The 10,370-nt window shown below is 72.4% G+C and carries 12 protein-coding genes and 1 riboswitch; of the genes, 7 read left to right on the top strand and 5 right to left on the bottom strand.

Going from position 1 to position 10,370, the window contains the following annotated elements:
* Nucleotide 1: 1 nt before the first annotated feature.
* The gene (locus ACI2LW_RS02130) at nt 2–967 is read left to right on the top strand and encodes an ABC transporter substrate-binding protein (RefSeq protein WP_404729190.1); all 966 of its coding nucleotides are present in this window, start codon (nt 2–4) and stop codon (nt 965–967) included.
* A 193-nt stretch (nt 968–1,160) separates the two neighbouring features.
* Here the strand turns inward: ACI2LW_RS02130 and ACI2LW_RS02125 are convergent, their stop codons facing one another.
* Entirely contained in the window at nt 1,161–1,628 is a 468-nt protein-coding gene (locus ACI2LW_RS02125) for an ATP-binding protein (protein WP_404729189.1), read from the bottom strand.
* Between the two features lie 210 nt (nt 1,629–1,838).
* Between ACI2LW_RS02125 and ACI2LW_RS02120 the strand changes: the two genes are divergently transcribed.
* From ACI2LW_RS02120 to ACI2LW_RS02110, 3 genes are read left to right on the top strand one after another with little or no spacing between them, the layout of a single operon-like run.
* A complete protein-coding gene (locus ACI2LW_RS02120) occupies nt 1,839–2,687 on the top strand; it encodes a helix-turn-helix domain-containing protein (protein WP_404729188.1) in 849 nt (282 codons plus the stop codon).
* Nucleotides 2,688–2,696: 9 nt separating this feature from the next.
* Nucleotides 2,697–2,888, top strand: coding sequence for a hypothetical protein (locus ACI2LW_RS02115; protein ID WP_404729187.1), 192 nt, complete (start codon nt 2,697–2,699; stop codon nt 2,886–2,888).
* 26 nt (nt 2,889–2,914) lie between these two features.
* Nucleotides 2,915–3,607 (top strand): hypothetical protein, encoded by a 693-nt coding sequence (locus tag ACI2LW_RS02110; protein ID WP_404729186.1) that lies wholly within the window; start codon nt 2,915–2,917, stop codon nt 3,605–3,607.
* On the opposite strand, the gene ACI2LW_RS02105 is transcribed toward ACI2LW_RS02110, so the two are convergent.
* Nucleotides 3,583–4,089, bottom strand: coding sequence for a carboxymuconolactone decarboxylase family protein (locus ACI2LW_RS02105; RefSeq protein WP_404729185.1), 507 nt, complete (start codon nt 4,087–4,089; stop codon nt 3,583–3,585). The two genes, ACI2LW_RS02110 and ACI2LW_RS02105, sit on opposite strands and share 25 nt — an antisense overlap.
* 47 nt (nt 4,090–4,136) lie before the next feature.
* Between ACI2LW_RS02105 and ACI2LW_RS02100 the strand changes: the two genes are divergently transcribed.
* Complete coding sequence (locus tag ACI2LW_RS02100; RefSeq protein ID WP_404729184.1) at nt 4,137–5,564, top strand: PLP-dependent aminotransferase family protein; 1,428 nt, start codon at nt 4,137–4,139, stop codon at nt 5,562–5,564.
* A 279-nt stretch (nt 5,565–5,843) separates the two neighbouring features.
* On the opposite strand, the gene ACI2LW_RS02095 is transcribed toward ACI2LW_RS02100, so the two are convergent.
* A complete protein-coding gene (locus tag ACI2LW_RS02095) occupies nt 5,844–6,737 on the bottom strand; it encodes a hypothetical protein (protein ID WP_404729502.1) in 894 nt (297 codons plus the stop codon).
* Between the two features lie 149 nt (nt 6,738–6,886).
* Between ACI2LW_RS02095 and ACI2LW_RS02090 the strand changes: the two genes are divergently transcribed.
* Complete coding sequence (locus ACI2LW_RS02090; protein WP_404729183.1) at nt 6,887–7,234, top strand: hypothetical protein; 348 nt, start codon at nt 6,887–6,889, stop codon at nt 7,232–7,234.
* Between the two features lie 7 nt (nt 7,235–7,241).
* Nucleotides 7,242–8,432, top strand: a complete 1,191-nt coding sequence (locus ACI2LW_RS02085; protein WP_404729182.1) for a glutathionylspermidine synthase family protein — start codon at nt 7,242–7,244, stop codon at nt 8,430–8,432.
* 108 nt (nt 8,433–8,540) lie between these two features.
* On the opposite strand, the gene cutA is transcribed toward ACI2LW_RS02085, so the two are convergent.
* Nucleotides 8,541–8,876: a divalent-cation tolerance protein CutA gene (cutA, locus tag ACI2LW_RS02080; RefSeq protein WP_404729181.1), complete on the bottom strand. Its 336-nt coding sequence runs from the start codon at nt 8,874–8,876 to the stop codon at nt 8,541–8,543.
* Nucleotides 8,877–8,946: 70 nt separating this feature from the next.
* Entirely contained in the window at nt 8,947–10,152 is a 1,206-nt protein-coding gene (gene rocD / locus ACI2LW_RS02075) for an ornithine--oxo-acid transaminase (RefSeq protein ID WP_404729180.1), read from the bottom strand.
* 104 nt (nt 10,153–10,256) lie between these two features.
* A riboswitch (ZMP/ZTP riboswitch) is annotated at nt 10,257–10,367 on the top strand.
* Nucleotides 10,368–10,370: the final 3 nt, after the last annotated feature.

Genomic DNA, 10,370 nt, shown 5'->3' with positions numbered 1-10,370 from the left:
CATGAGGAAGCCGGTACGCGCGACCGCGCTGATCGCCGCGGGAGCGGCCACCTGCTCCCTGCTGGCCGGCTGCGGGGCGGCCGACATGACCAGACAGGCCTCGCCGTTCGCGGGCGTGCGCGGCGCGAAGACCGTGACCCTGTCCGTGCAGTCGTGGGTGGGTGCCCAGGCCAACGTGGCCGTCGCCCAGTACCTGCTGGAGCACGAGCTCGGCTACCGGGTCGACACCGTCCAGGTCGACGAGGTCCCCGCCTGGGACGCGCTCAGCCAGGGCCGGGTCGACGCCATCCTGGAGGACTGGGGCCACCCGGAGCAGGAGAAGCGGTACGTCGACGACAAGAAGACCATCACCCGCGGCGGCGGACTCGGGGTGACCGGGCACATCGGCTGGTACGTCCCGACGTACCTGGCCAAGCAGCACCCGGACATCACCGACTGGCGCAACCTCGACAAGTACGCCTCCTTCTTCCGCACCCCGGAGAGCGGCGGCAAGGGCCAGCTGCTGGACGGCTCCCCGTCCTACGTCACCAACGACAAGGCGCTGGTGAAGAACCTCAAGCTGAACTACCAGGTGGTGTTCGCCGGTTCGGAGGCCGCGCAGATCACGCAGATCCGCCAGTTCGCCAAGGAGCACAAGCCCTTCCTGACGTACTGGTACGCGCCGCAGTGGCTGTTCGAGAAGGTCCCCATGACGGAGGTGAGGCTGCCGCCGTACAAGGAGGGCTGCGACACGGACGCGGCCAAGGTCGCCTGCGCCTACCCGCACACGCCCTTGCAGAAGTACCTGAACGCGCACTTCGCGAAGTCCGGCGGCAAGGCGGCGGCCTTCCTGAAGAACTTCAAGTGGACCACCGAGGATCAGAACGAGGTCTCGTTGATGATCGCCGACCAGAAACTGACCCCGGCCGAGGCAGCAAAGAAGTGGGTCGACACCCACAGGTCCACCTGGAAGGGGTGGCTGCCCTAGCCGGCGGACGGGGGCGTCGCCGTCCAGCCGAGCGGACCTACGGCGGTGCCTCCGGGCTGGGCAGGGCGCGGCCATGCGCCTGCCGTGTACCGGCAGTGGCACACGGAGCAGGGCCCTGACGGCAAACGGCGCAAGGTCGAGGCGTTCCGCTTCGATACACGCGAGATGACAGACCCCTTGCAGAACGTGGTTCTCAACGCCGGTTGGACCTGGCGGGGAGTGTTGAGACTCTGATCGGGAGTAGGTCTGACAGCGTGGGGTGGAGCGAAAGGCCCGCGATCACGGACGTTCCGTGTGTGGGGCGGGGCCGGACGGTCCAGGCGGCGGCGAGGTTGTCTACGAGGAGCAGGCCACGGCCGCTCTCGGAGTCCGTGTGTGGACGGGTCACTTGGGGTTTGCCGGTGCCGGGGTCGGAGACGGCGAGCCAGTAGTGTCCGTCGGCGGGCCACAGGACGAGTTCGATCAGGTCCTCGTCCTCCCGACAGGCGCCGTGGCGGATGGCGTTGGTGACCAGTTCTGAGGTCAACAGGCCCAGGTCGTCGTCGAGATGGGGGCGAAGCACGTCCGGCAGAGACTCGGCGACGGCGTGCCGGGCCCGCCGTACGGAGGTGGGGTGGGCGGGGAAGTGCCAGTGGACGGGGACAATGGGGATCTCGGGCATGGCGAACTCCGCGACGAGGTGAGGGGTTTGGAGCCGCCGGTGGCCTGCCGCCCTGGTCGCGAGCACACCCGCCCCAGGGCAGGCGGGCATGCTCGCGCGGTGCGCTTCCGGTGTTGCGGTGTGTAGCGTGCGCGATACTGACGGTAGAGCAGTAGGTGGTAAATTTTCCACGCGCTCGAGAAAATTCACCACACAGAACTGAGGAACCCCATGCCCCCGAGGACGACCCCCACGGAACGGCAGAAGCGACTGGGCAGTGAACTGCGACGCATCCGCACTGCGGCAGGAGTCTCCGCCGAGTTCGCGGCGGGTCTGCTGGGTGTGGACCGAGGCAAGATCTCCAACATCGAGTCCGGCGTCCGGGGCATCAACGCCGACCGCTTGCGCACACTGGCCTGCAACTGCGATGTGACCGATGGGGCATACGTCGAGGCACTCGTCGAGATGGCCCAGGTGAGGACAGGCTGGTGGGAGCGCTATCGAGGCACCCTGCCCCAAGGCCTGCTGGACATCGCGGAAACGGAGAGCGGTGCTGTACGCATGCGGGGCGCCAACACCGTGCATGTGCCGGGCATGCTTCAGACGTCGGAACAGGCGATGGCCATCTTCCGAGCGGCGGTACCTGCTCTGCCCGAGCACGAGGTTGCCCTGCGGCTCGCGCTGCGTTCGGAACGTCAGCAGGTGATCACCGGCGACACCGCGATCCCGTACGTCGCTGTCATCCACGAGGCCGCACTGCGGATGCAGTTCGGCGGTACCGACGTGGCCCGGGCCCAGTTGGAGCACCTGCTGGAGGTCTCCGAGTGGGACAACGTCACCGTGCTCGTCCTCCCCTTCGCCCACGGCGCCTTCCCTGGGGCGGGGCAGACCGTCGTCTACCTCGAAGGCCCCGTACCGCAGCTCGACACAGTGCAGGTGGACAGTTCCCACGGACCCACGTTCCTGCACGCTGAGGGGCAGTTGGCGAAATACCGGGCGCAACTCGATCTGTTGGAAGATCTGGCACTGCCGCCAGAGCAGTCCCGAGACTTCATTCGTGAACTCGCACGACAACTGTGAGGAGTACCAGTGCCCGACATCACCTGGGAAAGCCCCTTCTGCGCCGAAGGCAGCTCCTGCTTCCGCCTCGGCACCGACGCCGACGGCAACGCCTACATAGCCGTTGCCGGGCAAGAGGACCGCTATCTCACCGACTCCCTCGAAGCCCTGCGAACCCTCATCACCGACATCAAGGCCGGCAAGGCCGACCACCTGCTGTAGGGCCTGCACGGATGGGACCGGATCCTGTGCTGAGGCGACTCCTGTTCACGGACTTCGACGGCCTGCCCGCCGAGCCGGACGACGTCATTGCCGATGCTCTCGACGGCGGCTACGTCGAACGCACCGAGGGCCTGGTGGCCCTCCTCCGCGACGAGAACGCCGATCCGGCCGCACGCTTCCTCGCGTGCTGCGCGCTCTGCTCGTGGGCGGATCCGATCGGCTACGCGACGGTCGTCGAGGCGGCCGGCGCACCGGACGACCTGGCTTGGCGAGGCCAGACGTACGACCGCTTCAACAGCCAGGACGACACGTTCGCGCACCTGGCTGAAGCAGTGGGCCGCAGCCGGGACATGGTCGACGAGCGAGGCACCTCGGCCGAACGCATCGAGGCGGCTCGGGCGTTGATCCGGATCGCCGACCGGGTCCAACTCGACCGCAGTGCGAACGACCTGCTGTACCCGGAGATCGTCTCGGCGTGCCGGGGTGACCTCTCAGCCGTCGTCGACCGAGGCATCGCCCGCCTCGCGGCAGGCGATCACGTCAAGTTCGACCTCGGCGTACAACTCGCCCTGTTCCTCAACGCCCTCGCCGCATCCGAGCCCGAATGGGCCGGTGATGCCAGACACCGACTCGCCGCCGCACATCCCGGCGACCGGGCTCTGAGGGAACTGGTCGAGTCAGGAGGCGGCTCGGCTCACCCGTGCTGGCCCGGTGTGTAGTGCCCCGGGGCCATGCGGAAGGCCACCCCGAACCGGTTCCAGGCGTTGATCACCGCGATCGCCGACACCAGCTGCGCCAGTTCGGCCTCGTCGAAGTGCTTCGCGGCCCGCTCGTACACCTCGTCCGGCACGAACCCGTCCGTCAGCACGGTCACCGCGTCGGTCAGCTCGAACGCCGCGAGCTCCTTCTCGGTGTAGAAGTGCCGCGACTCCTGCCAGGCGGCCAGCTGCACCACCCGCTCCACGCTCTCGCCCGCCGCCAGCGCGTCCTTGGTGTGCATGTCCAGGCAGAAGGCGCAGTGGTTCAGCTGGGAGGCGCGGATCTTCACCAGCTCGTACAGCTTGGGGTCGAGGCCCTTGCGGGCGGCGGCGTCCACGCGGACCATCGCCCGGTAGACCTCGGGAGCGTGCTCGGCCCACGCGAGCCGGGCGGGGTGTTCGGGTGCGTACTCGACGGTCTCAGCGGTCTGTTCTGTGCTCATGGCCTCGACCCTAGAAGCCGGGCAGCCCAGGAGTATGGTCCATTTCCATGGCGAGAACATGGGCCACTTCGGGTGTCGACCTCCATCTGGAACCGGCCGGTCCGGGGCTGCGCCGCGGACTGACCGACGCCCTGCGCGACGCCGTGCGCACCGGCCGGCTCGCGCCCGGCACCCGGCTGCCGTCCTCCCGCACCCTCGCCGCCGACCTGGGCATCGCCCGCAACACGGTCGCCGACGCCTACGCCGACCTGGTCGCCGAGGGCTGGCTGACCGCACGCCAGGGCTCGGGCACCCGGGTCGCCACGGGGGTGGCCGCCCCGTCACCCGGGCGGCGGGGGCAGGGGGCGGCACCACCGGCGCGCACGTCCCCGCCGCCCCGCGAAGCCGGCCGCCCGGTGCACGACCTCGTGCCCGGCATCCCCGACCTCGCCTCCTTCCCTCGCGCGGCATGGCTCAGGGCCGCCCGCCGCGCCCTGACCGCGGCCCCCAGCCGGGTGCTGGGCTACGGCGACCCGCGCGGCAGCCTGGAACTGCGCACCGCGCTCGCCGGTCACCTCGCCCGCGTCCGCGGCGTACGCACCGACCCCGGGCACCTGATGGTGTGCGCGGGCTTCTCGGACGGCCTGCGCATCCTCGGCGCGGTGCTGCGGGCGCGGGGCGCGAGCACGGTCGCCGTCGAGTCCTACGGCCTGGACGTGCACCGGCGGCTGCTGGCCGAGGCGGGGCTGCGCACCCGCCCGCTGCCCTTCGACGAACGCGGCACGGTCACGGACGGCGACGCCTGCCCGGCCGGCGCGGGCGCGGTCCTGCTCACGCCCTCGCACCAGTTCCCGATGGGCGTGACACTGCGGCCGGACCGGCGCGCGGCCGTCGTGGACTGGGCCCGCCGCACCGGCGGACTGGTCCTGGAGGACGACTACGACGGCGAGTTCCGCTACGACCGCCAGCCGGTCGGCGCGCTCCAGGGACTGGCCCCCGACCACGTGGTGTACCTGGGCACCGTCAGCAAGGCCCTGGCCCCCGGTCTGCGCCTGGCCTGGATGGCGCTGCCGCCGGCCCTGGTGGAGGAGGCCGTGGCCGTCAAGGGTCCCCACGACACCTGCGGGGTCCTGGACCAGCTGACGCTGGCGGAGCTCCTCGTCTCCGGCGCCTACGACCGTCATGTGCGCGCCGCCCGGCTCCGCTACCGCCGCCGCCGCGACGGCCTGGTCGCGGCCCTGGCCGAACGCGCCCCCGAGGTGCGCCCGACGGGCATCGCCGCCGGGCTGCACGCGGTGCTGCGCCTGCCGCCGGGCACCGAGCCCTCCGTGGTCCAGGCGGCGGCCTGGCAGGGCCTCGCCCTGCACGGCCTGGCCCGTTTCCGGCATCCGGAGGCCACCGCGCCCCGGCTGGACGCCCTGGTCGTCGGCTACGGCACCCCGCCCGACCACGCCTGGACGGCAGCCCTGGACGCCCTGTGCCGCGTGCTCCCGTGAGCCGTGACGACGTGGTGCGGTGAGCCCGGGCTGCGGTGTGGCCGCCCCGCCGTCGCCGCTTCGCCCCGCCGCCGGGATCGCCGCCGCCCCGCCGCCGGGCCGCCGGATCCGCCGCTGCGGACCGCTGTCCCGACCGGTCGGCCCGCGCCCGCGCCGCCGCCGTGTGCGCCCCGCCCGCGCCCGCGCCGCCTTCCCGGCCGGTCCGCACCGCCGTCCCGCCGCCGCCGTGTGCGCCCCGTCCGCCGCACGGTCCGGTCCGGCGGGCGTTGTCCCCCCGCCTCACGCCTGCGAGGCCGGCACCGCCTCCGCCGAGCCATCCACCGGGCCGTCGGCCGAGCCGTCAGCCGGCGTGTCGCCCGGGGCCTCCCCGAAGCGGCCCAGCGCCAGGGCGCCGGCGACCGCCACCGCGAACCCCAGGACGGCGAGCCAGCCCAGGCCCTCCCGGGTGCGGTCGCCGAGCAGGGTGACGCCGATGAGGGCGGGCCCCACGGTCTCGCCGACCACCAGGCCGGCGGTGGCCGTGGTCACCGAGCCGCGCTGCAGGGCCGAGGTCAGCAGCACGAACGCGGCGCCGCCGCCCAGCACCAGCGCGTACGCCGCCGGGTTGGCCGGCAGCCGGGCCGGGGCGAGGGAGTCGATCAGCCGCACCGAGACCTCCACCACCCCGAAGCCGAGACCCGCGCCCAGCCCCAGCAGCAGCGCGCGGCCGCGCCCGGGCAGCCGGCCGGCCACCGCGCCGAGGGCCGCCACACCCACCGCCGCGCCGAGCATCGCCCACCTCAGCGCCGCCGTACCGGACCGGTCGCCCTCCGCGCCGGAGGCGAGGCCGAGCATCCCCAGGCCCGCGCAGACCACGCCCACCGCGCCCCACTCCAGCGCGCTCAGCCGCACCCCGAGCAGCCGGGCCGACGCCACCGCCGTCACCGCGAGGCTGGAGGCGAGCGCCGCGCCGACCGCGTAGATCGGCACCGACCGCAGGGCGGCGATCTGCAGCAGGAAGCCCAGGCCGTCCAGGCCCAGCCCCGCCAGGTACCGCCACTGCCGCACCGCCCGCAGCAGCAGCGCCGCGTCCCCGCCCCCGCCGCCGCCCGAGGCGGCCGCGGCCCGCGCGGCGACCGCCTGGAGGACCGTCGCCGTACCGAAACACACCGCGGCGCCAAGCGCGCACACCATTCCAAAGAGCACGAACCGACTGTAGGCGAGGGCGGCAGCCCGGGGCCGCCGCATCCGGAGTTCTCACCGATCTCTAGGCTGACCGCCGGAAACCGGCCGACGGGAAGCAACGGGAAACAGCCGCCGGCCACGACGACGGGGAGACGGACATGGTGGACGCACGCCGGCAACTTCGCTCGGGAACGGTCGTACTGGGCGGTGTGGGACTGCTCGCGGCAGCGCTCACCGCCTGCTCCTCCGACCCGGACAAGCGGTGCGTCGACCGCGACAGCTACACGCTCGCCAAGGGCTACAAGGTCGTCGCCGACAAGAACTGCAAGTCGGCCAAGACCTCCGTGAACGGCTCCTGGTACTACGGCGGGAAGAAGAAGAACGGCTGGGTCGACGGCGGCTCCTTCACCAAGCCCCGCTCCGGCTCGGGGAGTTCGAGCGGCGGCAGCCACGGCGGCGTCGACCGCGGCGGCTTCGGCGGCGGCCACGGCAAGTCGGGCGGCTGAGGCCCGCGTGGAGCGCCGCACCATACAGCCCCGGCCCGACTGGCAGCGCACCGTCGAGTCCCAGGGCCTGATCTACCCGCTCACCCGGCACCCGGACGGCGTGCTGCGCCCCTACTGGGACGAGAGCGCCCACTACGTCTTCGGCCTGCCGGAGGTCGAGGCGCTGGAGGAGACCGTCGAGGAACTGCACCGCATGTGCCTGGAGGCGGCCGCGCACATCGTGGCCGAGGACCGCTTCGCCGACCTCGGCATCACCGACCCGCGCGTCGCCCGGGCCGTCGCCGAGGCATGGCACCGGCGGGGCGAACTCCCCTCCCTCTACGGCCGTTTCGACCTGCGCTACGACGGCACCGGCCCGGCGCGGCTGCTGGAGTACAACGCCGACACCCCCACCTCCCTGGTGGAGGCCGCCTCGCCCCAGTGGTTCTGGATGGAGGACCGCTTCCCCGGCGCCGACCAGTGGAACTCCCTGCACGAACGCCTGGTCGCGGCCTGGCGCGAGCAGGCCCCGCTGCTGCCGCCGGGGAGCCCGCTGTACTTCGCGCACACCAGCGACGACGAGCTGGGCGAGGACCTCATGACGGTCGCCTACCTCAAGGAGACCGCCGAGCAGGCCGGGCTGGACACCGACTGGATCTCCATGGAGGAGATCGGCTGGGACCCGCTGTCCGGCCGGTTCGTCGACAACCAACTCCGTTTCATCCGCAGCATCTTCAAGCTCTACCCCTGGGAGTGGCTCACCACCGACCGGTTCGCCGGCCCCCTGCTGGACACCCTGGACAACGGCGGCGGCACCGGCAGCACCCTGTGGATCGAGCCCGCCTGGAAGATGCTGCTCAGCAACAAGGCGCTGCTCGCCGTCCTGTGGGAGCTGTTCCCCGGCCACCCCAACCTGCTGCCCGCCTACCTGGACGGCCCGCGCGAGCTGGCGGCCACCACCGGCTACGTCGCCAAGCCCCTGCTCGGGCGCGAGGGCGCCGGGGTGACCGTGCACGAGGCCGGGAACGGTGCCGATCCGGTCCCGCGCGAGGAGCCCTGCTGCTACCAGGCTCTCGCACCGCTGCCGGCCTTCGACGGCAACCACGTCGTCCTCGGCGCGTGGGTCGTCGGCGACGAGGCCGCCGGACTCGGCATCCGCGAGTCCTCCGGCCTGATCACGGACGAGTACGCCCGCTTCCTGCCCCACGTGATCCTCTGACCGGCCGTCCCCGCCGTGCGCGCACGGCGGGGACGGCCGTGCGGTGGGCCGCCGGGTCCTCGCCCGCGGGCGGTCCGCGGTGCGGCGCGGGACTGCCGGCCCAAGGAGTCACCCGGCGGACCGCGGCGAGGACTCCTCGACCACCCACTTCAGGTAGGCCTCGGATCCGCCGCTCACCGGGAGAGCGATCCACTCCGGGACCTCGTAGCTGTGTCGTTCGGCGACCCAGGCCTCCAGCTGTGGAAGCCGGTCCGTGGTCGTCTTGTACGACACCCGCCACTCCTGGGCGGTCTCGACGGCGCCCTTCCACCGGTACACCGCGGTGAACGGCTGGTCGATGTGGGCGCAGGCGGCCAGCCGGTTCTCGACCGCCCCGCGAGCGAGGGCCTTCGCCCGCTCCTCGTCGTCAATGGTCGTCTGCACGATCACGATCTCGCCGGCCATGCAACTGCCCTTCCACGTCGGGTACGACGACACTACCCACGCCGCCCGCGCGGCCCCGCACCGTGCGGCCTCACGCGCCCAGTACCTCCCGCAGCCGGTCCAGCCCCCAGTCCAGGTCCTCCTTGCCGATCACCAGCGGCGGGGCGATCCGGATGGTGGAGCCGTGCGTGTCCTTCACCAGGACCCGCCGGTCCATCAGCCGCTCGGAGATCTCCCGCCCGGTGCCGGCCGCCGGGTCGACGTCCACCCCCGCCCACAGACCCCGCCCGCGCACCGCCGTGACCCGGCCGGTCCCGGCGAGCAGCCCCAGTTCCCGGTGCAGATGCTCGCCCAGCTCCGCGGCCCGCGCCTGGTACTCGCCCGACCGCAGCATGGCGATCACCTCCAGCGCCACCGCGCAGGCCAGCGGGTTCCCGCCGAACGTCGACCCGTGCTCGCCCGGCCGGAACACCCCGAGCACGTCCCACGAGGACACCACCGCCGACACCGGCACGATCCCGCCGCCGAGCGCCTTGCCGAGGACGTACACGTCCGGCACCACGCCCTCGTGCTCGCAGGCGAAGGTGCGCCCGGTGCGGCCCAGCCCCGACTGGATCTCGTCGGCCACGAAGAGCACGTTCCGCTCCCGGGTCAGCTCCCGCACCGCCGGCAGATAGCCCGCCGGGGGCACGACCACCCCCGCCTCGCCCTGGATCGGCTCCAGCAGCACGGCCACCGTGTTCTCGGTCAGCGCCGACCGCAGGGCGGTCAGATCGCCGTAGGGCACGATCTGGAAGCCCGGGGTGTACGGGCCGTAGTCCGCCCGCGCCTGCGGATCGGTGGAGAAGCTGACGATCGTCGTCGTACGGCCGTGGAAGTTGTTGCCCGCGACCACGATCTTCGCCATCTCGGCGGGCACGCCCTTGACCTTGTACCCCCACTTGCGGGCCGTCTTCACGGCGGTCTCCACCGCCTCGGCGCCGCTGTTCATCGGCAGCACCGTCTCCATGCCGCACAGCGCCGCCAGCCGCTCGCAGAACGCCCCGAACAGGTCGTGGTGGAACGCCCGCGAGGTCAGCGTCACCCGGTCCAGCTGCGCCTTGGCCGCCTCGACCAGCCGCCGGTTGCCGTGCCCGAAGTTCAGTGCCGAGTAGCCGGCCAGGAAGTCGAGGTAGCGGCGGCCCTCGACGTCCGTCATCCAGGCGCCGTCCGCGGTGGCGATCACCACGGGCAGCGGATGGTAGGTGTGCGCGCTGTGGGCGTCGGCGGCGGCGATCAGGTCTTCCGTGGCGGACACGGCGGCTCCCGGGGCTGTCCTGAGGACGGGGGACGTCCTCCTTCCTACCGTCGCTCGCATGCTGGACGCGGGAACCCGGCCGTGACCGCCGCCCGGTAGGCTGATCAACGGGCCGTGACTGGCGCGCTGGGTTCCGGCAGCGGGATCCGAAGATGGGACGGACCATCGGGGAGCGGCCCGAGCGGGAAAGAGTGCCGTGCGCCTGGGCCGTACCGTGA

Source organism: Streptomyces sp. NPDC004065 (assembly GCF_044903565.1).
Classification (GTDB): domain Bacteria; phylum Actinomycetota; class Actinomycetes; order Streptomycetales; family Streptomycetaceae; genus Streptomyces.
This window is presented reverse-complemented; position numbering and strand designations above follow the sequence as displayed.

Coding starts and splice junctions, on each gene's coding strand:
- ACI2LW_RS02100 (WP_404729184.1), top strand. CDS start 4,137: ATGGCGAGAACATGGGCCACTTCGGGTGTCGACCTCCATCTGGAACCG.
- ACI2LW_RS02105 (WP_404729185.1), bottom strand. CDS start 4,089: ATGAGCACAGAACAGACCGCTGAGACCGTCGAGTACGCACCCGAACAC.
- ACI2LW_RS02095 (WP_404729502.1), bottom strand. CDS start 6,737: ATGGTGTGCGCGCTTGGCGCCGCGGTGTGTTTCGGTACGGCGACGGTC.
- ACI2LW_RS02090 (WP_404729183.1), top strand. CDS start 6,887: ATGGTGGACGCACGCCGGCAACTTCGCTCGGGAACGGTCGTACTGGGC.
- cutA (WP_404729181.1), bottom strand. CDS start 8,876: ATGGCCGGCGAGATCGTGATCGTGCAGACGACCATTGACGACGAGGAG.
- ACI2LW_RS02125 (WP_404729189.1), bottom strand. CDS start 1,628: ATGCCCGAGATCCCCATTGTCCCCGTCCACTGGCACTTCCCCGCCCAC.
- ACI2LW_RS02120 (WP_404729188.1), top strand. CDS start 1,839: ATGCCCCCGAGGACGACCCCCACGGAACGGCAGAAGCGACTGGGCAGT.
- ACI2LW_RS02130 (WP_404729190.1), top strand. CDS start 2: ATGAGGAAGCCGGTACGCGCGACCGCGCTGATCGCCGCGGGAGCGGCC.